Below are 22,244 nucleotides of genomic sequence, written 5' to 3'. Positions count from 1 at the left end.
ACATTAAACAACACCCCCGCATTTCTCTTCAAAAATGCTTGAAGATTGTAAATGCTTATTGCATTTAAATGAGTTGCTGTTTTAATGGCTAGATCAAAAATCTATATCTCGTGTGTTACAAGTAAAAGTGAAGACTTGTTCGACCACAGCTTTATTTTCAACTTATGGATGAATTTTTATGCTAAAAAAGCATTCCGTACTTTTTATTGCCCTGCTCAGTAGTGCGCATTTATATGCCAATGTTCCAATTGAATCGCGCTCTTTAAGCCAACAGCAAGCCAATAACGTTGTTGCAGGCTCTCCAAGTCTAAACTGGGAAATCATGCAAAAGAACCAGAAGCTTGAAGAAGAAATTCGTAAGTTACGTGGTCAACTTGAAGAACATGATAATTCGATCGAACAATTGAAAAAAGAACTCACCAATCGCTATACTGATCTTGATCAGCGCTTAGAGTTACTTTCACAAAAAATTGATCCACCAGAAGATAACCCTGAAGCCCAAGATGCAACCGCTGCAACTGCAACAAACAATGTAGAAGCCGCTGCACCTGCGATCGCACCAACGGCACCAGTACAGCAGCAACAAACAGCACCAGCAGCTAAAGCACAACAACCATCTGCTGCCCAACCACCAGCGAATACAGCAACAACAAGCAATACCACCAACCAAATCGAGTTAGAAAAAGCAGCCTATACCGTTGCGCTTGACGCCTATAAACAAGGTGGTGCAAAAAAAGCAATCCAACCAATGCAAAACTTCATTAAAAACCACCCCAATGGTATCTATGTTGGCAATGCATATTTTTGGTTAGCTGAATTTTATTTGGCTGTTGAGCCAGTAGACTATAAAGCAGCCAAGCAAAACTACAATATTGTAGCCACACGCTACCCTAATTCAGCTAAAGCATCTCGTGCGGTTTATCAGCTATATAGTATTGCCAAAGAGGTAGATAAAAATACTGCTTTAGCAAATCAATATAGAAGCAAACTGCTCAGCCAATACCCACAATCTGAAGAAGCCAAATTTATTCAGAAAAAATAATTACAGCAGCCAATAAAAAAGCCAGTTGATATCAACTGGCTTTTTTATGCTTAGAACAAACTTATTTGATCTTTGCTTGTGATTTCAAGTATTCAGTATAGTCTTCCAAGACTTGCTGACCACGGAACTGCTGATAAAGCTTATTCAGCTCTTGCAACTGTTCTGCAGGCAAAGTGCTTGCAACACTGCTATTTACGTTTGATACCGCAACGATCACCAATTCGTTTGGTAATTTCGCTGTAGTTGCAGACCACAAACCTTCTTTGCTTGGTGCTGGGATACTAAATGCTGCACGTTCAATTGGACGTTTTAAACCTTGTGAACGGGCGAATGTGCCTGCATTTTCAAAAGTGACTTGAGATTTAGCAACCACCTGAGCAGCTGGCTGAGTTTTAAAGTCAGCAAGGATTGTTGCTATTTTCGCTTGAGCCGCTTTATACGCTTTTGCTTCAACTACTTTCGCTTTCACATCAGCAGTTGCTTCGTTTAACGGCTTTACGCCTGCTGCGTGGTAATTGCGTACTTTAATCCAGATTGTATCGCCATTTGCCATTTGAATATTTGAAGATGCATTACGATCACCGTTTTTCACATCATCATTAAACAATTTTGCTTTAACACTCAAATCACTTAAATATGGATTATCAGTTGTTAAAGTTACAGCATTAGCAGATTCGATACGCGCACCCTTCACTTCTTGCGCAACAACATCAAGTGAATCACCACCGACGACCATTTCATTTAAGTTATTCACTGTATCGCTGAATAAATTCGCAGCTTTCGATTTTTCAACCTCAGCCGTTAAACGTGCTTTTTCAGTCTCAAATGAAGGAATATTGGCAGCTGGTGCATTTGCTTCAATGATGTGATAACCATATTGAGTTTTAACAGGTTTAGAAATCTGACCATTTTTCAATGCAGTGACCGCATTATCAAAATCAGCTGAGAATACACCAGGTGCATAGGCTTCAACCAAACCACCATTCGCTTTAGAGCTCGGGTCTTCAGAGTACTGAGCTGCCGCTTGAGCAAATGATTCACCTGCTTGAATTTTTGCATAAACTTCATTTGCAAGCTTTTGTGCAGCTGCATCATCACGCGCATCCGTGGTAATTAAGATATGCTTAACTTCACGCTTTACATCTTTCTGCTGCTTATCAACAAATGCCGTATAAGCCTGCTGTAAATCGGCCTCTGTCACAGCAAGGTTAGCTTTAGGTAATAATGCTGGTGTGAGTACCACATAATCAACATCGACACTGGCAACTTGCTTAAACTCGTTTTTATGCTTGTTGTAGTAATCTGCAATTTCTTGATTCGATACTGTCACGCCTTTTTTATAATCATCTAACTTGATACTCGCAAGATGCAAAGTGCGTTGTTCAGTTTGTAGATTCGCTAACTGCTGTACATCAGATTTACTCACCAATGCATAATCCATCAATGAAGTTGAAATCATCTTCAATGCATGGTCTTGGCGTAAACTTGCAATCAATGCTTGGTTGGTCATTCCCACAGAACGTAAATAGTTTTCATATAATTTCTGCGAAAACTGTCCATTTTCTTGGAAGCTAGGCTGCTGAGCCAACATTTGCTCAAGCTGTACATCACTTAGGGTCATGCCTAATTTTTCAGCTTGTTGCTGCAATAAGCTACGTGCAATCAATGCATCTAATGCTTTTTCTTGAATAACAGGTAAATTTAAAAGTGATTCATCACCTTTGACCAAAGATAAATATTGGTCTTTATAATTTTTGGTTGCACTTTCTAATTCTTTATTAGAAATATCTTGACCGTTTACCGATTTCGCAACGTCTGCTTTATTGCTACCACTAAAATACCCTTCAATACCTACAAGTGCTAAAGGGGTCAAAAACAAAACGAGCAGGACTTTACCCAACCAACCCTTAATGAGAGTACGAAACGATTCCATAAGAATTCCAATATTTTATTTCGGGGCAATTTTAACTGAAAAACAAAGACGAATGAATGGAGAATAAAGATCAAATTAACTTTTTCATTCAATAAATAAAAAACGCACCCTTAATGGTGCGTTTATTGATTTAAAAAGATTACGCAACCGAATCTTTTAAACCCTTACCAGCTTTGAAGCTAGGTACTTTGCTTGCTTTGATTTGAAGCTCTTCACCAGTTTTAGGGTTACGACCTGTACGAGCAGCACGTTCTTTAACGCTGAAAGTACCGAAACCAACTAGAGTAACCGTATCACCTTTTTTAAGTGCTTCAGTGATTGACGCGATTGTCGCATCGAGTGCTTTACCAGCATCCGATTTAGACACTCCCCCTTTTTCAGCAATCGCATCAATTAATTCTGATTTATTCATGATAAAAAATATCCTCTTAATATCGTTTGTTAAGATCCAAGGCTATAGTTTAAAAGGCCATGACGCCTTTATAGCAATGCTTTGGGGGAGAACGCAATACTAGAAAGACCTTTTAATTAAAATAAATACTGAAATACGACATAAACAGACGAGTTACCTGCAATTTTTTTACTTTTTATTCAATTTGGCCTTCAATTGATTATTTTCTTCGATCAAAGCATCCACTTTAATATGAAGCTGAACAAGGAGCTGTTCAATGTGCTGAAGATCCTTCGGCGTAACTAAGCCAATACGATTCAATGAATGATTCACACCCGTATCTAAAATTTTTTCAACCTTGTCTTTAGTATCCGTTACGGACTCTTTGGCTTTCTCTGTCACCTTACCTACAGTATTATCTGCGAAATCGACCGTTTTAGACTCCAGCTCTTCACCGACCTTGACCAGTGAGTCAAACAATTTATTCCCTTCTTCTTCTGCACGTGAAAAAGCACCCAAACCAGCAAGCCAGATTTGTTGTGTATATTTTTTGAAATCCAGTGCAGATTTTTTAGAACTCTTTGATTTTGGCTTAGTTTTTACTTCAGCTTCTTCGTTAGGATTTTCTATGTTTGAGTTATCCATTGACCATTACTCCTAAGCTCTTTACAAACAGTATGTCGTATTTAACCATAAAAATGTTTTTATAATATCAAAGTTAAGACTTGATCGTTTTAAAAAACTGTTCTACAAAGCAATAAAGTCATGTAAATTATTTTTAACAATTGAGTAAGGATACTCAAAGTTTACAGATTTTATTGTTTTAACGTTATTGGTAAGGAAAAAGAGATCTATGAGTGATACGCAACAAAGACATAAACATCCCCATTTGTTGCTAAACATTGTCATCATTGTTTTAGAAACTTTTTTCTCCTTCATCCTTACACACGATGCTGGCTTACGCTTGCAAGCAAAAAAGCTAATTGATAAAAAAATTACGATCCGAATCAACAGCTACATTCCATTCTTTGACTTTTACGTCCAATTTACCGAGAAAGGTCTTTTGTTCGATATGAAAGCCTTGGATCGCAACATCGATTTAGAGATTAATAGCACACTGATCGATCTAATTAAGATTTTTGTGTTTAACAATCAACGAAGCATTAGCAATATGCGAATTTTAGGAGATGCGACGCTTGCTGAAGAGTTTTTAGATTTACTCCCGCATCTCACTCTCTCTAACATTTTAGCGAACTGGAAACAGTGGCTAAATATCTTTAACGATGAAGCGGAAGCAGTTGCATCACAGCAACGCATTGCTCCCCTACTCGACAAAATCGACCAACAGCGTTCTGAAATCAATACCTTGCTGGTTGAAGTAAAGCAATATCAAAACCGTATTCATCGCCTGCAAAAACGTCAGCGCTTGATCAATATTAGCTTCGCGCTATTAAGCTTTATTTTTATAGCCTTTTTTGTTTATAATACGTGGATACAATAATTCCAATATATTTTACTTTTCACACTGATAATGACAATTTAAAACTTGACTATTTTAGTCGGAATTCATAAAATTTACACATCTAGTCTAACCATGTGTACCGAATCATGCGTCTTACAACTCGCGGTCGTTACGCAGTGACTGCTCTACTTGATTTAGCTTTGCAGCCAACTGAACAAACGATCACGCTTGCGGAAATAGCAGCACGCCAATCCATTTCAGTCGCTTATTTAGAACAGTTATTCGCAAAACTTAAACGTCATGGGTTAGTTTCAAGCGTTCGTGGTGCAAATGGTGGCTATCACCTTGCCCGCACTGCAAGTGAAATCACTGTGCTAGAAATTATCGAAGCTGTAAATGAAACTGTCGATGCAACCCGTTGTGACCATAAAGGCAACTGCCAAAATGGTGCAATGTGTCTAACACACGACTTATGGCAAGAACTCTCCCACCATATTGCCGATTATCTCGCAAAAATCACCCTTGCTGATTTAATTGCGCGTGACAACGTTCAAACTGTTGCTTTACGCCAAAATTCACCAAGCTTAGATTCAGCCCTTCTATCGGTTACAGGTATTTGACATGAAACGTCCAATTTATCTTGATTACGCAGCAACGACTCCTGTACTGCCTGAAGTTGCAGAACGCATGATGGAATGTTTAACGTTCGAAGGGACATTTGGTAACCCTGCGTCACGTTCACATGCCTATGGTTGGCAAGCAGAAGAAAAAGCCGAATATGCACGTGAGCAAGTTGCAAACCTCATCAAAGCAGATCCTCGTGAAATCGTTTGGACTTCAGGTGCGACTGAATCTGACAACTTAGCATTAAAAGGGATTGCTCAGTTCTACGGCTCGAAAGGCAAGCACATCATTACAAGTAAAATCGAACACAAAGCTGTGTTAGACCCTTGCCGTGAACTTGAAGAACAAGGTTTCGAAATTACATATTTAGAACCAGAACCACGTACAGGTTTAATTACACCTGAGATGGTTAAAGCCGCTTTACGTCCAGATACCATTCTTGTGTCACTGATGATGGTGAACAACGAAATTGGTACAGTGACAGATGTTGCTGCAATTGGTGAATTAACACGCGCCAACAAGACATTCTTCCATGTAGATGCTGCACAAGCTGCGGGTAAAGTTGAGATTGATCTTTCAACCATGAAAGTCGACTTAATGAGTTTCTCTGGTCATAAAGTTTATGGTCCTAAAGGCATTGGCGCACTTTTCGTTCGTCGTAGCCCACGTGTTCGCTTAAAAGCTCAAATGCACGGTGGTGGTCATGAGCGTGGTATGCGTTCTGGTACTTTAGCGACACATCAAATTGTTGGTATGGGTGAAGCTTTTGAAATTGCTGGCAAAACTATGCAAGCAGAGCAAGAGCGTATCCGTAAATTACGCGACAAGCTTTGGAATGGTTTACAAGACCTTGAACAAGTGTTCTTGAATGGCCACCCAACGCAAAACGTTGCAAACTATCTAAATGTCAGCTTCAACTTTGTTGAAGGTGAATCACTGATGATGGCACTGAAAGATGTTGCTGTTTCAAGCGGTTCAGCATGTACATCTGCAACTTTAGAGCCTTCATACGTTTTACGTGCTTTAGGTTTATCTGATGAGTTAGCGCACAGTTCAATCCGTTTCAGTTTTGGTAAATACACAACTGAAGCAGATATTGATCACGTGTTAACAATTACCAAAGCTGCAGTTGAGAAATTGCGTGAACTTTCTCCGCTTTGGGATATGTACAAAGAAGGTATCGACCTTTCAACAGTTGAATGGGCTGAACACTAATTCATTGAACCCTCAATTGAAAAACGTGTTTTTACCCTCATATTAATATTAGGCTGACCCCGAGGTTTGGAGAAGCAACATGGCTTATAGCGAAAAAGTAATTGATCATTACGAAAACCCTCGTAATGTTGGTGTTTTAGACAAAAATGCAGAAAACGTAGGTACAGGTATGGTCGGTGCACCAGCTTGTGGCGACGTGATGCGTTTACAGATTCAAGTCGATGACAATGGCGTAATTGAAGAAGCTCGCTTCAAAACTTACGGCTGTGGTTCTGCAATTGCATCAAGCTCTCTTGTAACCGAATGGTTAAAAGGTAAAACGCTTGATGAAGCTCAATCAATCAAGAATATTGATATCGCAACTGAGCTTGCACTTCCACCAGTGAAAGTACACTGCTCTGTATTGGCTGAAGATGCAATTAAAGCTGCGATTGAAGATTATCGCGGTAAAAAAGCGAAAGCTTAATTGATCACCGAAATAACATTGGAGTTTTCATGATCCATTTAACTGAAAATGCTGCGAGTCACATCAGCAATTACCTGCAAAATCGAGGTAAGGGTGAAGGCATTCGTATTGGTGTGAAAACTTCGGGTTGTTCTGGGTTGGCTTATGTACTTGAGTTTGTCGATGATGTCGACACCCATGACCAAGTATTTGAACAACTTGGTGTTAAAGTTTTTGTTGACCCTAAAAGCTTGGTTTATCTCAATGGTTTAGAGATGGACTATGTCAAAAATGGTCTTAACGAAGGCTTTGAATTTAACAACCCAAATCAAAAAGGTGAATGTGGTTGCGGTGAATCATTTACCGTTTAACTGACAACACCCTCTTTCTTTTCGTCAAAACAGTGTGTTCCGCACTGTTTTAACGTATTTATCAATAGCGGAATTCATCTCCCATGAATCATTTTGAGTTGTTCCAATTACCCGAAGCACTCGATATAGATTTAGCAGCTTTAAAAAAACAGTTTTTAAGTTTGCAACAGCAATATCACCCAGATAAAGCCACTGACAAAGATCAAGCCTTGATCAAGTCAAGCGAAATCAACCAAGCATATAAAGTACTTTCACAAGTTGATAGTCGTGCTGCGTATCTGCTTGCCTTAAAAAAACAAGATCATCATCTGGATCAATCCATTAGTGATTTTGAATTTTTGCAATCTGCACTCGAAATGCGTGAACAACTAGATGAAGCAACATCTACAGAGCAATTAAATACTTTAAAAGTTGAAATTCAGCAATGGATCGATGGTCTAGTTCGCGAATTTAAAATTGATTTTGCTGACGAAGACTGGGCAGAAGCACGTGATACTGTTCGTAAATTACGTTTTTTCCAACGTGTTATGAATGATATTGATAAAGCTGAAGATCGCATGTTGGACGAAGAAGAAACCTTCGACCTCGATGATGATTTTTAATCCGCTGTTACCGATTATTTTCAAGGGATACCGCACGCATGGCGCTTTTGCAAATTGCTGAACCAGGTCAAGCTACTGCCCCGCATCAACATCGTATTGCGATCGGCATTGACTTGGGGACAACCCACTCTCTAGTGGCGACAGTGCTATCGGGAAAACCGAAAGTTCTACAAGATGACAAAGACCGAGTGCTACTCCCGTCTATTGTTCATTATGCAAAGGATTCAACAACGTTTGGCTATGAAGCTAAACCTTTTATGCTGACCGATCCTAAAAATACAGTTGTTTCAGTAAAACGCTTTATGGGGCGTTCGCAAGCAGATATCAAATTCCAACATCCATACACACTTGTGGGTGCAGAAAATGAAATGCCTGCATTTGAAACTGCGGCTGGTCGTAAAACCCCTGTTGAAATTTCTGCGGAAATTTTAAAACAGTTAAAAGATCGTGCTGAAGCAAGTCTGAGTAACCCTGTAAATGGTGCAGTGATTACCGTCCCTGCCTATTTTGATGAAGCACAACGTCAAGCCACACGCGATGCTGCTCAGCTTGCGGGCTTAAATGTTTTACGTTTACTGAATGAACCTACAGCGGCAGCTGTTGCTTATGGATTGGATCAAGACACCAATCTCAGCACAGACCGTAACTATGTGATTTACGACTTAGGGGGCGGTACATTTGACGTCTCTATCTTACGTTTTTCACAAGGTGTATTTGAAGTACTTGCGACTGGTGGACACACGGCTCTTGGTGGCGATGACCTTGATCGCTTAATCGTAAAATGGGCGAAAAAACAGCTCAACATCGATACGTTAAGTGATGAAGAATACGCTGTTTTCATCATGGCTGCACGTCAAGCCAAAGAACATTTAACAGACCATGATTCTGCTGAATTAAAACTATTGGATGATCGTCTAACTTTAGATCGTTCAACTTTTGAATCAATTATTCAAGTTGCACTCGATAAAACCATGAGTGTCTGCAAACGTGTATTACGTGATGCTAAGCTTGAACTTGATGAAATTGAACATGTCGTTCTTGTTGGCGGTTCTACGCGCTCTTATGCAGTACAAAAAGCAGTTCGTGAATTATTCGAACGTGAACCACTTTGCACCATCAACCCAGATGAAGTGGTTGCGATTGGCGCATCAATTACTGCAAACCAGTTGATTGGTAATAGCCAAGATGGCTCATTATTACTTGATGTGACCCCACTCTCTCTTGGTCTTGAAACCATGGGTGGTTTGGTTGAACGTTTGATTTCACGCAATACAGCAATTCCTGTTGCACGCCGTCAAGAATTCACTACTTACCAAGATGGCCAAACCGCCATGTTGATTCATGTGGTTCAGGGTGAGCGTGATTTGGTTGAACATTGCCGTTCATTGGGTCGCTTTGTTTTACATGGCATTCCCCCAATGACTGCAGGTCAAGCACGTATTGAAGTAACGTTCCAAGTTGATGCTGATGGCTTACTCACAGTATCGGCTAAAGAAACAACTTCTGGTGTTCAAGCGCAAATCGATATTAAGCCATCTTACGGTCTATCATCAGCAGATACTGAACGCTTATTGGTTGAAGGTTTCCAATATGCTGAGGAAGATAAACATCTCCGTCACTTGCAAGAAACCAAAGTTGAAGCACAACGTGAGTTAGAAGCTTTAGAACAAGCTTTAAAAGCAGATACTGATTTACTCTCTCAGCAACAAGCACGTGACTTAATTCTTGCTGCTGAAGCGTTAAAAGCCCGTCTTAAAACAGACGAGCTGGCAGCGATTGAGCATGCTGTTCAACAGCTTAAAATTCATAGTGATGCCTTTGCTGCGCTTCGTATGAACCGACATATTGACCATGCCTTAAAAGGTACGAAACTTGAAGATTGGTCAAACTCAAACTAAAGGTATAGGTGATCAATATGCCACGTATTAAAGTTCTTCCTCATGCACAAATTTGCCCTGAAGGTGCAGAATTTGAAGTCGAACAAAACGCCAATTTATGCCAAAGTTTATTAAAACAAGGCATTAAAATTGAACATGCTTGTGACATGTCAGCGGCATGTACGACCTGCCATGTGGTTGTGCGTAAAGGTTTTGATAGCCTTGAAGAAATGAATGATGTAGAAGCAGACTTGCTTGACCGTGCTTGGGGCTTAGAGCCTGACTCACGTTTGTCATGTCAGGTTGAGATTGTTGATGAAGATTTAGAAATCGAGATTCCTAAATACACCATCAACCATGCTTCGGAAAATCATTAATTTTTCTAAAAAACTCCTCGTTAACGAGGAGTTTTTTATATAAAAAGAAAAAATAGCCCCATTAAGATCGCTACACTAAAGAACATAAAAAACCAGCTAAATTTAATTTTTGATGCCTGTTTAGTAGTGGGTTCTTGAATTAGAGGTGTTTGTTTCTCAAAAATCTGAGCCAATTGAGGTCGAAGTAAAATTTCTTCTAAATATTCATTATTTATAATCTTATTTAACACATCCTTTTCCACATCATACAAACCTCCACCATTACTATGCGTAGCCAAATCCAGCCACTTATCTTTAAAGAAATTATTTGGCCAAAAATAGGATGGTAAAAACATAATATAATTTGGGTTTTGTTCTGACACAATGATTGGAAAAACCTTCATTGCAAGAAGCCCACCTGGTAAATGCCGATACTCAAACCACATTGAAGACATCTTTAACGGTAAAGCCGCTAAACTTTGTGGAAAGGGATAATTAAATACTCGTGTAAATTCATTGGTCAAATGCGCAGCATAATTCTGTTGATCTAAGAAATCTGGAGTAGTTCCTTTTAAGGAAAATAACTGCTCTGCCGCTTCCACAAGTTGAACTGGTTGCATTTCCCCCGATGGATCAAATACAACCTCTCCAGCACACGATATCCACTCAGGTTCGAATAAATTCCTATTCGCTTGCACTAATGATGCCCAGACAATCTTGCCAGTCGTATATAACGTAGGCATTGCTTTGATTTGACCATAAAGTGGATCATCATACATCCACATAGATGGTGCTACCTGTAAATAAGGTCTTAATGGCTTTGGTAATTTTAAGATTAAATCCTTAATATCCAAATCATCCAGCATCGCCGTATTCAGGCTTTCTATCACTTGCTGCATTTTTATTTATTCTCTTTATTAAAATTAAGATATCGATAAAACTTTGATGCAATTCTTTTCAAGAAACCATACAACGGTTGTTTTAATAGAAATAACCGCCTGAATTAAAAAATCTAAGCCAAGGATTATCTGACTTCATCATCCAAAGTCAGTTTTGGGATACCTTGTGCATTGGTAATTTTTTGCTGGGTCTTGATCCGCTGAACCATATTTTCCAATATCTCTACCAGTTCAGGATATTCATAGTTCTGTACTTCTTCCAGATTTAAGACTAGATGGAAGCCTTTATAATCGAAATCGAACCATTTCTGCGTATCTGATTTCTTACCTGTGAATTTCTCCATCACTTGCCAAGTTTTAACAGGACCTTGAATACCTTTTAAATAAATTGGCACTTTAGGCACACATAAAAACTCATTCTTAATCAGCTGATGTGTGTCATCGGCAATCAGGATTTCATCAACTTCAGCCGCAGACTGCAAACGTGCCGCCAAATTTACATCACGACCAACAATGGTATAGGCCATACGATGAGAAGCACCATAGTTACCAACGTGGCAATAACCTGTACTGATGCCCATACGGATATGCAAAGCGGGATAACCCATTTTCTTCCAGCGTTCACGTAATAATTTCATTTGTTGACGCATCGCAATCGCCATTTCTACGCAAGATTTTGCATCTTGCTCAACGCCTTGCGAATTTGGATCACCAAAGAAAATAAGAATCGCATCACCCATAAACTTGTCGACCGTCGCTTCATACTGTTTTGCAATTTCAGTCATATGACTCAAATAATCATTCAGCAAGAAGGCTAAATCGTCTGGGATTAGGGTTTCAGAAAGCTCAGTAAAACCTTGAATATCCGAGAAGAAAATGGTTAGCTTTTTACGTTTATATTCAATTTTTGCCTCTGCCTCACCACGCATAATTGACTGCCATAACTGCAGTGGCGCATAACGGCTCAACTGATTTGCAAAAGCGATATAACGCGTCATTTGATTATGGTAGTGCTGGCGTTGCTGGCCAAGAATATTCAAGCGACGGTGTTGGTAATAGTTACCAATCACAATAAACATCATCAACCCAAGCAAACTAACGACTGTTAATTCAGGATTGGTTGGTTCGAAATATTCTTCCGCGCCAAAAATCACAAAAGTACTGAAATAGAAAACAATGACGCCAATCAAACCAATTAAACAAGAGACTGGCAGAGAAATTTTGTTGTTCAATCCTACATAAAGCAATCCGAATAGAATCGTAAAGGTGGGAACTAAACTGAGATGCAATGCAGCGAGAACCAGCGCAATAATTACTGCCTCATTGCCAAAAAGAACATTTTTTTCTATTTTTTTATCAAATTTATATTGCAGCCATTTTTCTAAACGGGGACAAAGCAGAAAATAAATAAGTAATAAAGGAAGAAGGTAGAGTTGATAGCTAGCACTGGTTGAGGTAAATGTATAAATTACCAGAATTAGTGACAGAATCGAATATCCCATCAAACGATGAAAATAAGCAAACTGTCTAGGTTCTTTATCAATCAACCTATCTAGTGGCACTCTATCCTCCTATTCTTATTATAGAATACTGTATTTATTCTATTTTCTGGATCAGTCCATACGCCAATCAAATGGCATATCACCCTGTCCACGCAATGCCAGCATTAACGTTTGACGCATATGTGCAAGTACTTCATTGCTATATGGTACAGCTGGTGTTCCCCACACTGGCTTAGGCCATGCAACATCATTTTGATAACGTACCACATGATGAAAATGAAGCTGAGGAACAACATTTCCTAAAGCAGCAACATTCATCTTGTCTGCACGGAACACACGCGAAAGTTGGCTAGATAACCAGCTAGACTCACGTAAAAACTGTTCTTGGTCTGCTTGGCTTAATTCATATAATTCTGTTACGCCTGGTACACGTGGTACAAGGATCAACCAAGGAAATTGCATATCATTCATTAAACGACATGTTGAAAGCGGGAAGTCGCCTACAAAAAATGTATCTTGAGCAAGTTGTGGATGCAAACTAAACATATCTTTATAAATGATGCAGAATAATGATGATCAATACTATCACATCAGTTTTGATGTGAATATTATTAGTAACCTGTTTGATTACAAATAACAATGATTTTCCTCATTTATTGCATGAACATCTGATCAAAAACATCAGTGCATCTCGCTAAAAACAGAACTTGCTCAATTAACAATCAAACCGAGATTATCAAAGGCTCAGTTCAACTCGCTTAATAGCTTATTTAATAAGTCGACAATGAACTGAATCCGTTTATCGTATTCAGCTAATTGCACCATGACTTTCAGACGTTGCCCACCTTCCATTCGATAGTAGGTTGGATTCTTCTGCATCAATTGAATGATACTGATGGCTTGAACAGGTGTATCTGGGGCAAATTCGATATAACCTCCATTACTATTGATGTCAATTTTGGTAATTCCCAATTGCTCTGCACGCAAGCGTAACTGATGCACACTAAATAATTGCTTCACAGGCTGTGGCGGAATACCAAAACGATCAATCAACTCCATACGAATATTGTCGAGCTTTTCTTGGCTATCTGTATTACTAATGCGCTTATAAAATAACAAACGTTGATGCACATCACCCAAGTACTCATCTGGGATCAGGGCTGGCATATGCAAGTTAATTTCGGCAGTTAATGATAATGGTGCATCAAAATTAGGAGTTTTACCTTTTTGAATGGCTTTGGTCGCTTTCTCAAGCATTTCCATATACAGACTATAACCAATCGCCTGCATTGAACCACTTTGCTGCTCACCGAGTAACTCACCAGCCCCACGAATCTCCAAATCTTCGGTTGCAAGCATGAAACCAGCACCAAGGGTTGAAGCACGTTGAATGGCATCGAGACGTTTTTCCGCATCACCTTTGAGATGTTTAAGTGATGGAACCAGTAGATAGGCATAAGCTTGATGATGCGAACGCCCGACACGACCACGTAATTGATGCAGTTGTGCAAGTCCTAATTTATCGGCACGTTCGATGATGATTGTATTGGCATTAGGAACATCAATACCCGTTTCGATAATGGTTGAACACACCAACACGTTATATTCTTTATGATAGAACTGCTGCATCACCTGCTCAAGCTCACGTTCACGCATTTGCCCGTGTGCCACAGCCACCCGTGCTTCAGGGACTAGATTACGAATCGTTTCAGCGGCACGTTCAATGGTATCTACCTCATTGTGCAACAAGTACACCTGACCACCACGTAATAACTCACGCAGAATCGCTTCTTTGACCGAATCATCGGTATGTTCTTGTACAAAGGTTTTAACGGCTAAACGACGTGCTGGTGGTGTTGCAATAATTGATAGATCGCGCATCCCTGAGAATGCCATATTTAAAGTACGCGGAATTGGGGTCGCTGTTAAAGTCAACATATCGACATCGGCACGTAATGCCTTGATCCGTTCTTTATCACGAACACCAAAGCGATGTTCCTCATCGACAATCATTAATCCAAGATTCTTAAACTGGATATTTTCTTGCAGAATTTTATGCGTTCCAACCACAATATCGACTTTGCCTTCAGCAAGATCTTCAATGGTTTTTAAGTGGGTTTTATTACTGCCAAAGCGAGATAATACTTCAATGCGTACCGCGGTATCGGCAAAGCGATCTTTAAATGATTCATAATGCTGCTGTGCCAACAATGTCGTTGGCACCAGCACCGCTACTTGTTTGTTGTTTTGTACAGCAACAAATGCAGCACGCATTGCCACTTCAGTTTTACCAAAGCCAACATCACCACAAACCAAGCGGTCCATCGGTTTCGCAAGCTGCATATCATGGATAGTAGCTTCAATCGCGTTAGCTTGGTCTAAAGTCTCTTCATAGGCAAAGCCACTGGAGAATTGCATATATCCAGTATGATCCAGTTCGAAAGCAAAACCAGGTTTGGATTGACGACGGGCCTGAATATGCAATAACTCTGCAGCAACATCATGGATTTGCTCCAAAGCTTTGCGTTTGGCTTTGCTCCAAGTATCTGTACCCAGTTTATGCAATGGTGCTAAATCTGGATCGCCGCCACTATAACGACTGATCAGATGTAAATTGGTTACAGGAACATATACTTTAGCGCCATCAGCATAATCGAGCTGTAAGAATTCATGATCCTGCTCATCAATTTCTAAGGTAATCAAACCCGCATAACGTCCAACACCATGATCGATATGCACTACAGGTGCACCTATACTTAACTCGGTTAAACTACGAACCAAGAACTCTTCAGATACTTCTTGCTGTCGCTTACGACGGCGCTGTACGACCCGATGCTCATAGAGCTGGTTTTCTGAAATAACCGAAAGTTGATTAGTCAGCAACAAACCGCGATCTAGCGGTGCACTGGTAATCGCAACCTGTAGCTGATCTTTTTGGAATTGGGTAAAACTCTCTACATTTTGGATTTCACCCAAAACGCCACGCAATGCATCTTTTAGCGTTTCACGACGCCCTGCACTTTCAGCAACCAACAAAACCGGATGCTTGGCTTGGTCGATATAATGCTTTACCGCTTCGAAAGGCTGTTCTTTTTTCGAATCAACTGCCAGCTTAGGCGGTTGTTCAGCTGCGATATTGAGTACACCAGCTTTGCTCTCGAAAACTTCTGCTGAAGCCAAAATTCGTGGGAATTGATTTAATGCCTGTAATACATGATTAGGCATTAAAAAAAGTTCTTCAGGTGCAAGAATTGGTTGATCAATGTTGTGGCGTCGGTCTTCATAACGACGCATTACTTCTTTCCAGAAGTTAATTAAATCATCTTCAATTTCATTATTTGTAATTACAACGCAATTGCTTGGTAAGTATGTCGTCAGCATACTCTGCGCTTCCATTACCTTCTTATCAAAGAATAATGGTAAATAAAACTCTAAACCTGGCGTTGCAATTCCTTCAAGTACATCTTGATAAATTGGATTTTTTTTAGGATTTGCAGTTGGGAAGCTTTCTGCATAACGATCTCTAAAGGTTGAACGCCCCTCTTTCAATGGAAATTCTTTTGCTGGTAATACCGTAAAGTTTTTTAAAGATTCTGTAGTCCTTTGTGTTTCAGGATCAAAGAATTTTAAGCTTTCAATTTCATCATCAAATAAATCAATTCGAATCGGTTCATCTTGCCCTGAAGCATAAATATCCATGATGCTACCGCGAACAGCAAATTCGCCATGATCATAAACTGTATCTACCAAGCGATAACCCGCTTGTACCAATTGCTTTTTTTGTACTTCTAAATCGAGTTTTTGACCAACCTTAATATCAAAATGTTCACCTACAACCCACGAATACGGTGCAACACGCTGCGCCAAAGTACTGGCAGAAATCAGTAAAATGCCCTTTTGTGGCATATTAGATAAGATTGCCAAACGCTCAGAGACGATATCTTGATGCGGAGATAAACGGTCATAAGGCAAGATTTCCCAATCGGGGAAAATTACAGGTTTGATTCCGTAGAATTCCAGTTCGCTTTCCAACTGAGCAAGATGCTGATTATTTCTTGCAACAATGACGTATAGATTTGAACTTTGAGTGGCAATTTCTTTGAATAATAGTGCCGCTGATGATCCCAATAAGGAACCGATCCAGCGTTTTTCACCCGCTTTGAATTGTTGTAGGTTTAATTGAGAAATTTCTTGTTGAAACATAGAGAAAGTCATGCAATCTAAAAAGATAAGTTCCCTATTTTAGCATGATGTTTTTTAGATAAAGAAGAAATTCGCCCTTTGACCAATATGATTTAGTTTACTTAGGCTATTTTCCTATTTAAAGAAAAGAAAGCCCTGATAGAGCTTTCCTTTTTAAAACCTTGTTCTAAACATCAATTTTAAAACCTAAATTAACATCACAAGCCGCTTGCCCACCGCGTACACCAAAGTTTTCCGAAGGAAGCTCTCGCAGCATAATTTTAACATGGTCTTTGGGTATGCCAATTGGTTCAAGATTGTTCACGATCATTTTATATAACTGTCGTTTTGCATCTAAGGAACGTCCAAGGAACGCATCAATACTGATCAAGGTATAACATTCAGGTTTTGCTTTTTCTGGCGGACATTGAAAACGATGTGCTTGATGCACAATTAAGCGTACATTTCGATCACTTGCCATGATTTTAAAAGCATCTCTGAGTGCAGAATGCACTGCCTCCATAATCTCTAGTTCTTCATCTATTGTGTATTGTTGCCTGACCTCTATAAGTACACTCGGCATGTTTTTATTCTCCTACGATCTAGCGTGATGAAATATTTGTATATTCACTTTTATTTTTTCAAAACTTGCACTTCAGATATTAAATAAACTTCATCGTGCTGACTTTATAGATACTGTAATTAAATTGTGCTTATTTTATTAGCTCAATAAAAAAGCATTCTTCAGAATCCGCTGAAGAATGCTTTTGAACAACCTTGCTTAAGATGCAAGTTTTGCATTTGGGAAGTAACGCTCTTCCACCATGTCATAACACCACTGGAAGATAAAGGTATACACCAAAATACATAGCGTTAAGCCAATATCTAAAATAAATGCTTCAATAATTGTCATATTCATCATATATGCAATCATTGGTACAGTCGCAATGAGCAAACCACCTTCGAATCCAATCGCATGTAAAATACGTACAGGAATCGTTCTTTCCCAATTAAATTTACGTTCGATCTTTTCAAAATAATTATTAAAAATCATATTCCAGACGACAGAAACTGCAGCCATAAATACACCTAGAGTACCAGTCACTTCCATCGGCATACTAAAAATAAAACTTAATGCAATTGCGATGATGACCAATAAAATCACTTCATATACGATTGCATGAATGAGTCTTCTTTTGGAAATCAACATTTCTATAACACTCTCTTGTTTGGATATGCACCATTTTATTTTTATAATACTGATCAATCCAATTAGATTCTTTCAGTTTTTTTGACAGATGAATATTAACCAAGAACAACTCATCATGTTTCAAACCGTGATTGAAACAGGCTCCTTCTCTGCCGCAGCACGAAAATTGGGAAAAGTCCCCTCTGCTGTAAGTATGTCGATTGCCAATTTAGAAATCGACCTCAATCTCAATCTATTTGAGCGCATTGGCCGTGAGCCCGTTCCAACTGATGAAGCCAGAGCGCTCTATGAAAAGACACAGCAGCTATTGATTGAAATGAATCAATGGAAGCAACATGCGCATGCATTGAGTACAGGTTTAGAATCAACTTTAAATATTGTGGTGGTTTCTGAACTGTTGCATACCAACTGGACCGACTACATCACCCTGCTAGAGCAACGTTTTCCGAGTCTCGCTATAAATATTTTTTCTGCACCACAAGAAGATGCTCTACAGATGTTGCTGGATCAATCTGCACAGCTTGCCTTGATGTTTGAGCGTGAGCAATTGGATAGCCGTGAACAATTTGTTGAACTCAAACGGGAAGCTCTCGTCCCTGTTATTGCGAAAAATCACCCCTTAGCAGCGCTTGATCAAGTGTCATTTGAGCAAATGGTGCAGACACGGCAAATTGTTGTAGCCAGTCGTGATCATACCATCAAACCTGAACTGCTTTATTCCAAAGACTATTGGCGAACAGATAATCATCACTCTGCAAGTATGATGATTGTTCGCAATTTGGGTTGGGGGGTATTGCCCTTACAAATGTTTAATGAAAACCCTGAACTTAAAAAGAAACTTAAGATTTTGGATCTTTATGATTTCACGCCTAAATTTGAATATTATGTTGATTTAGTTTGGAGCAGAGAAAGTGACTTGGGCGCTGCGGCAAGGTTCTTAATAGAACACATCAGGAAACAACGTCAGCAAAATGAGTGAGCACAATTGACTTGATCGAATCATCTGTGAATAAAAAGCGGTACTTTGCTTTCACACAGATTGTGTTATAACAGAAGTTACCAATAATATTGTCTATGTAAGAACACGATATAAATGACTCAGACCGCATTACACCAATTAAAAAATTTAACAACTGTTGTTGCAGATAGTAGTGATCTGGAAGCGATTGAAAAATTCCGTCCATTAGATGCAACCACAAACCCCTCACTCATCACTGCTGCGGCTGAACAGCCAGAAAGCAGAGAGCTGATTGAAGATGCTTATACCCAAGCTAAACAGGAAGGGTATCAAAGTGATGAACTAATTGAGCGCACAATCGATATTCTAACAGTGAAGTTTGGCGTCGAAATTTTAAAATTGATCAATGGCCGTATTTCGACAGAAGTTGATGCGTCTTTGTCCTATGATACTGAAGCAACCATTGCCAAAGCACGTGAGTTGTCTAAACTTTATCAGGGTTATGGCATTGAACAATCCCGTATCCTGATTAAGATCGCGTCGACTTGGGAAGGCATTCAAGCAGCAAAAGTGCTTGAAGCTGAAGGTATTCCATGTAATCTCACTTTATTATTTGGTTTACATCAAGCTCAGGCTTGTGCTGATGCAAAAATCACTCTTATCTCACCTTTCGTCGGTCGTATCTTAGATTGGTACAAAAAAGCTGAAGGTGTAGAGCAGTATCCGATTGCAAAAGATCCAGGCGTACTCTCTGTGAAAAAGATTTATAACTACTACAAGCAAAATGGCATCGCAACACAAGTGATGGGCGCAAGCTTCCGTAGTACAGCACAACTGCTTGGTCTGGCGGGTTGTGACTTACTCACCATTGCCCCAAATCTATTGGCCCAGTTGGAACAAGATCAACAAGTTGTTGAAGCTCAACTCAGTGTTGAATCAGCCCAACAAGCTGAAAAAATAGAACGCTCTGCACAAACCAAAGAAAGTTTTAAAGCTGAACTTGAGCAAGACTTGATGGCATTCCAATTGCTACAGGGCGGTATTGATGGATTTATCAAGGCACGTGATCAACTCAGCTTATTGCTGCGCCAGTCTTTTGGAATTGATGCTGAAATCAAACCATAATTAGTCGATTTTTCACCTATAAAAACCGATTTTTGCTATATTAGCGAAAATCGGTTTTTTTAATGAGTTCATTGTGTTCGGCATAACAGATTTAACCACATATATTATTGGTACAATCTTAATTGTGTTATTACCTGGTCCGAACTCGTTATATGTCATGTCTGTGGCATCACGTTATGGTATCCGTACGGGTTATGCCGCAGCTTGTGGGGTATTTACTGGGGATTCGATTTTAATCCTCTGTACAGTACTAGGTGCAGCTTCTTTACTCAAAGCTTTCCCAATCCTGTTTATTATTCTTAAATTAACAGGTGCTTGTTATCTCGCTTATTTGGGCTTTAAGTTATTACAAGGCGCTTACCAAACATGGAATAAACCACCTCACCATGCCGAACTAGCTGACCTACCTAAACTTGATCAAGTCCATCCATACCGTACTGCGCTCAGTATCAGCTTACTTAACCCTAAAGCAATCTTATTTTTCCTGTCTTTCTTTGTACAGTTTGTTGAACCTGACTACGCCTACCCAGCAATTAGCTTTTTAATGTTAGCGCTGATTGTCCAGATTGTAAGTTTTAGCTATTTAACCGCCCTTATTTTTTCGGGAGTGAAACTTGCTGGCTTCTTTAAACATAATTATAAATTGGCAGCGACGGGTATTTGTCTTGTTGGAATATTATTCTTTGGTTTCGGTTTAAGGCTAGCAACTTCAACGTTAAGCTAATTCAGTTTTTGATTGAACGATCAATTTATTCAATCATTTTAGAACTACGATTTCAGGCGCATTAACGATATACTTTTCAACAAATTTTAATCAAGTATAGATGCATAGATGCAACGTCTCATCCAAGATTTCTCGATTCCTGCCGTTTTTGCTGGCTTTATTACTTTCTTAATCGGAATTAGTGTTTCCGCCATCCTTGTCATCCAAGGTGCACAGTCTTTAGGTGCCAATACCGCGCAAATCAGTTCTTGGTTTTGGGCATTGGGACTTGCGATTGGTCTCTCGGGCTTGATTCTATCTTGGAAATATAAATATCCCGTTGCTACCGCATGGTCGACTCCGGGGATTGCACTGATCATTGCCTCGACAGGCCATTATGATTTGTATGAAGCGATTGGTGCCTTCCTTATTTGTGGTATTGCTATTGCCATTGTTGGCTTTTCAGGTATTTTCCAGAAGTTATTGGCACATATTCCACAAAGTTTAACCTGTGCCATGCTGGCAGGCATTTTATTAAAATTTGGTATTCAGATTTTTAGCAGCTTAGAAAGCCATCTTGGTTTTATCTTGAGTATGCTGGTGATCTATTTGGTTTCAAAACGCTTATTTCCACGATACAGCATTGTGCTGACCGTGATTTTAGGTGCAGCGATCTGCCCTTTGTTTATTGACTTTAAACTACAGGCAATTACATGGTCACTGACTCAACCGATCTGGATGCAACCCTCTTTTTCTTGGTCTGCTATTTTAGGTCTAGCTTTGCCACTGTTTGTCATCAATATGACTTCGCAAAACCTACCCGGTATTGCCATGATTAAAAGCTATGGCTATCACCCACATGTCAATCAATTGGTCGGCTGGACAGGTGTTGCTCATGCTGTTTTTGCGCCTTTCGGCTGTTTCTCAATAAACTTGGCGGCAATCAGTGCCGCAGTAAGTTTAGATGATCAAGTTCATCCTGATCCGAGCAAACGTTATATTGCAGGTATTAGCTGTGGTCTGTTCTATATTCTCATGGGACTTTTCGCAGCAACACTTGTCAGCTTGCTGATGTCATTCCCACAAATCTTTATTGTGGCACTTGCGGGAATCGCTTTATTTGCGACAATTAGCCATAACATTGCGGTTGCTTTCTCCAATGTTGAAGAACGTGAAGCTGCGCTACTCACCTTTTTATGTAGTGCTTCTGGTGTTCAATTTTGGGGAATTGGTTCAGCATTTTGGGGCCTGCTATTGGGTATCTTCGTGCTGATCTTATTTAGATTTAAAGCAAAAAATAAGCCCTAGTTAAACTAAGGCTTATTCAAATCATGCACGGAAAGCATT

The 22,244-nt window shown here is 39.5% G+C and carries 22 protein-coding genes; 13 read left to right on the top strand and 9 right to left on the bottom strand.

The window, feature by feature from the left end:
- Positions 1-178: 178 nt before the first annotated feature.
- The gene (locus F3J02_RS11565) at positions 179-1,042 is read left to right on the top strand and encodes a YbgF trimerization domain-containing protein (protein WP_167249435.1); all 864 of its coding nucleotides are present in this window, start codon (positions 179-181) and stop codon (positions 1,040-1,042) included.
- Between the two features lie 61 nt (positions 1,043-1,103).
- Here F3J02_RS11565 and F3J02_RS11560 read toward each other — a convergent pair whose 3' ends face one another.
- The 3 genes from F3J02_RS11560 to F3J02_RS11550 form a co-directional block, all read right to left on the bottom strand.
- Positions 1,104-2,975, bottom strand: a complete 1,872-nt coding sequence (locus tag F3J02_RS11560; RefSeq protein ID WP_167249433.1) for a SurA N-terminal domain-containing protein — start codon at positions 2,973-2,975, stop codon at positions 1,104-1,106.
- Positions 2,976-3,114: 139 nt separating this feature from the next.
- Positions 3,115-3,387, bottom strand: coding sequence for an HU family DNA-binding protein (locus F3J02_RS11555; protein ID WP_004639426.1), 273 nt, complete (start codon positions 3,385-3,387; stop codon positions 3,115-3,117).
- Between the two features lie 168 nt (positions 3,388-3,555).
- Positions 3,556-4,011, bottom strand: a complete 456-nt coding sequence (locus F3J02_RS11550; RefSeq protein WP_004807968.1) for a phasin family protein — start codon at positions 4,009-4,011, stop codon at positions 3,556-3,558.
- Positions 4,012-4,219: 208 nt separating this feature from the next.
- Between F3J02_RS11550 and F3J02_RS11545 the strand changes: the two genes are divergently transcribed.
- The 8 genes from F3J02_RS11545 to fdx all read left to right on the top strand — a co-directional run bounded on the left by F3J02_RS11545 (position 4,220) and on the right by fdx (position 10,339).
- Complete coding sequence (locus tag F3J02_RS11545; protein ID WP_167249431.1) at positions 4,220-4,867, top strand: hypothetical protein; 648 nt, start codon at positions 4,220-4,222, stop codon at positions 4,865-4,867.
- Between the two features lie 107 nt (positions 4,868-4,974).
- On the top strand, positions 4,975-5,448 hold the full coding sequence (locus F3J02_RS11540) for an Rrf2 family transcriptional regulator (protein WP_004807972.1): 474 nt from the start codon (positions 4,975-4,977) through the stop codon (positions 5,446-5,448).
- A 1-nt stretch (position 5,449) separates the two neighbouring features.
- Complete coding sequence (locus tag F3J02_RS11535) at positions 5,450-6,667, top strand: IscS subfamily cysteine desulfurase (protein ID WP_167249429.1); 1,218 nt, start codon at positions 5,450-5,452, stop codon at positions 6,665-6,667.
- 79 nt (positions 6,668-6,746) lie between these two features.
- Entirely contained in the window at positions 6,747-7,133 is a 387-nt protein-coding gene (gene iscU, locus F3J02_RS11530) for a Fe-S cluster assembly scaffold IscU (protein ID WP_004652980.1), read from the top strand.
- Positions 7,134-7,162: 29 nt separating this feature from the next.
- The gene (gene iscA / locus F3J02_RS11525) at positions 7,163-7,483 is read left to right on the top strand and encodes an iron-sulfur cluster assembly protein IscA (RefSeq protein ID WP_004807977.1); all 321 of its coding nucleotides are present in this window, start codon (positions 7,163-7,165) and stop codon (positions 7,481-7,483) included.
- An 83-nt stretch (positions 7,484-7,566) separates the two neighbouring features.
- Complete coding sequence (gene hscB, locus F3J02_RS11520) at positions 7,567-8,085, top strand: Fe-S protein assembly co-chaperone HscB (protein WP_167249427.1); 519 nt, start codon at positions 7,567-7,569, stop codon at positions 8,083-8,085.
- 38 nt (positions 8,086-8,123) lie between these two features.
- Positions 8,124-9,983: a Fe-S protein assembly chaperone HscA gene (gene hscA, locus F3J02_RS11515; protein WP_167249425.1), complete on the top strand. Its 1,860-nt coding sequence runs from the start codon at positions 8,124-8,126 to the stop codon at positions 9,981-9,983.
- Positions 9,984-10,000: 17 nt separating this feature from the next.
- Entirely contained in the window at positions 10,001-10,339 is a 339-nt protein-coding gene (fdx, locus tag F3J02_RS11510) for an ISC system 2Fe-2S type ferredoxin (protein WP_005152126.1), read from the top strand.
- 35 nt (positions 10,340-10,374) lie between these two features.
- Here the strand turns inward: fdx and F3J02_RS11505 are convergent, their stop codons facing one another.
- From F3J02_RS11505 to aceI, 6 genes are all read right to left on the bottom strand, one after another.
- Entirely contained in the window at positions 10,375-11,217 is an 843-nt protein-coding gene (locus F3J02_RS11505) for a hypothetical protein (protein ID WP_167249424.1), read from the bottom strand.
- Positions 11,218-11,342: 125 nt separating this feature from the next.
- On the bottom strand, positions 11,343-12,779 hold the full coding sequence (locus F3J02_RS11500; RefSeq protein ID WP_005152124.1) for an adenylate/guanylate cyclase domain-containing protein: 1,437 nt from the start codon (positions 12,777-12,779) through the stop codon (positions 11,343-11,345).
- Positions 12,780-12,830: 51 nt separating this feature from the next.
- Entirely contained in the window at positions 12,831-13,265 is a 435-nt protein-coding gene (locus tag F3J02_RS11495; protein ID WP_032857985.1) for an HIT domain-containing protein, read from the bottom strand.
- A gap of 198 nt (positions 13,266-13,463) precedes the next feature.
- A complete protein-coding gene (mfd, locus tag F3J02_RS11490) occupies positions 13,464-16,922 on the bottom strand; it encodes a transcription-repair coupling factor (RefSeq protein ID WP_167249422.1) in 3,459 nt (1,152 codons plus the stop codon).
- A gap of 166 nt (positions 16,923-17,088) precedes the next feature.
- Positions 17,089-17,484, bottom strand: coding sequence for a tautomerase family protein (locus tag F3J02_RS11485; protein ID WP_167249420.1), 396 nt, complete (start codon positions 17,482-17,484; stop codon positions 17,089-17,091).
- 198 nt (positions 17,485-17,682) lie between these two features.
- Positions 17,683-18,111, bottom strand: coding sequence for a chlorhexidine efflux PACE transporter AceI (gene aceI, locus F3J02_RS11480; RefSeq protein WP_167249418.1), 429 nt, complete (start codon positions 18,109-18,111; stop codon positions 17,683-17,685).
- Positions 18,112-18,199: 88 nt separating this feature from the next.
- On the opposite strand from aceI, the gene F3J02_RS11475 reads away from it, so the two are divergent.
- The 4 genes from F3J02_RS11475 (at position 18,200) to F3J02_RS11460 (ending at position 22,205) form a co-directional block, all read left to right on the top strand.
- Positions 18,200-19,090, top strand: coding sequence for a LysR family transcriptional regulator (locus tag F3J02_RS11475; protein ID WP_167249417.1), 891 nt, complete (start codon positions 18,200-18,202; stop codon positions 19,088-19,090).
- 114 nt (positions 19,091-19,204) lie between these two features.
- On the top strand, positions 19,205-20,194 hold the full coding sequence (tal, locus tag F3J02_RS11470) for a transaldolase (RefSeq protein ID WP_167249415.1): 990 nt from the start codon (positions 19,205-19,207) through the stop codon (positions 20,192-20,194).
- 73 nt (positions 20,195-20,267) lie between these two features.
- A complete protein-coding gene (gene leuE / locus F3J02_RS11465) occupies positions 20,268-20,918 on the top strand; it encodes a leucine efflux protein LeuE (RefSeq protein ID WP_167249413.1) in 651 nt (216 codons plus the stop codon).
- Between the two features lie 108 nt (positions 20,919-21,026).
- A complete protein-coding gene (locus tag F3J02_RS11460) occupies positions 21,027-22,205 on the top strand; it encodes a benzoate/H(+) symporter BenE family transporter (RefSeq protein WP_167249411.1) in 1,179 nt (392 codons plus the stop codon).
- The last annotated feature ends 39 nt before the right edge of the window (positions 22,206-22,244 follow it).

The sequence above is a fragment of the Acinetobacter sp. Tr-809 genome (genome assembly GCF_011753255.1).
Lineage (GTDB): Bacteria > Pseudomonadota > Gammaproteobacteria > Pseudomonadales > Moraxellaceae > Acinetobacter.
This window is presented reverse-complemented; position numbering and strand designations above follow the sequence as displayed.

Coding starts and splice junctions, on each gene's coding strand:
- F3J02_RS11505 (WP_167249424.1), bottom strand. CDS start 11,217: ATGCAGCAAGTGATAGAAAGCCTGAATACGGCGATGCTGGATGATTTG.
- mfd (WP_167249422.1), bottom strand. CDS start 16,922: ATGTTTCAACAAGAAATTTCTCAATTAAACCTACAACAATTCAAAGCG.
- F3J02_RS11560 (WP_167249433.1), bottom strand. CDS start 2,975: ATGGAATCGTTTCGTACTCTCATTAAGGGTTGGTTGGGTAAAGTCCTG.
- iscU (WP_004652980.1), top strand. CDS start 6,747: ATGGCTTATAGCGAAAAAGTAATTGATCATTACGAAAACCCTCGTAAT.
- F3J02_RS11565 (WP_167249435.1), top strand. CDS start 179: ATGCTAAAAAAGCATTCCGTACTTTTTATTGCCCTGCTCAGTAGTGCG.
- fdx (WP_005152126.1), top strand. CDS start 10,001: ATGCCACGTATTAAAGTTCTTCCTCATGCACAAATTTGCCCTGAAGGT.
- F3J02_RS11485 (WP_167249420.1), bottom strand. CDS start 17,484: ATGCCGAGTGTACTTATAGAGGTCAGGCAACAATACACAATAGATGAA.
- hscA (WP_167249425.1), top strand. CDS start 8,124: ATGGCGCTTTTGCAAATTGCTGAACCAGGTCAAGCTACTGCCCCGCAT.
- F3J02_RS11475 (WP_167249417.1), top strand. CDS start 18,200: ATGAATATTAACCAAGAACAACTCATCATGTTTCAAACCGTGATTGAA.
- F3J02_RS11460 (WP_167249411.1), top strand. CDS start 21,027: ATGCAACGTCTCATCCAAGATTTCTCGATTCCTGCCGTTTTTGCTGGC.
- F3J02_RS11495 (WP_032857985.1), bottom strand. CDS start 13,265: ATGTTTAGTTTGCATCCACAACTTGCTCAAGATACATTTTTTGTAGGC.
- hscB (WP_167249427.1), top strand. CDS start 7,567: ATGAATCATTTTGAGTTGTTCCAATTACCCGAAGCACTCGATATAGAT.
- F3J02_RS11535 (WP_167249429.1), top strand. CDS start 5,450: ATGAAACGTCCAATTTATCTTGATTACGCAGCAACGACTCCTGTACTG.
- F3J02_RS11545 (WP_167249431.1), top strand. CDS start 4,220: ATGAGTGATACGCAACAAAGACATAAACATCCCCATTTGTTGCTAAAC.
- F3J02_RS11540 (WP_004807972.1), top strand. CDS start 4,975: ATGCGTCTTACAACTCGCGGTCGTTACGCAGTGACTGCTCTACTTGAT.
- iscA (WP_004807977.1), top strand. CDS start 7,163: ATGATCCATTTAACTGAAAATGCTGCGAGTCACATCAGCAATTACCTG.
- aceI (WP_167249418.1), bottom strand. CDS start 18,111: ATGTTGATTTCCAAAAGAAGACTCATTCATGCAATCGTATATGAAGTG.
- F3J02_RS11550 (WP_004807968.1), bottom strand. CDS start 4,011: ATGGATAACTCAAACATAGAAAATCCTAACGAAGAAGCTGAAGTAAAA.
- tal (WP_167249415.1), top strand. CDS start 19,205: ATGACTCAGACCGCATTACACCAATTAAAAAATTTAACAACTGTTGTT.
- F3J02_RS11555 (WP_004639426.1), bottom strand. CDS start 3,387: ATGAATAAATCAGAATTAATTGATGCGATTGCTGAAAAAGGGGGAGTG.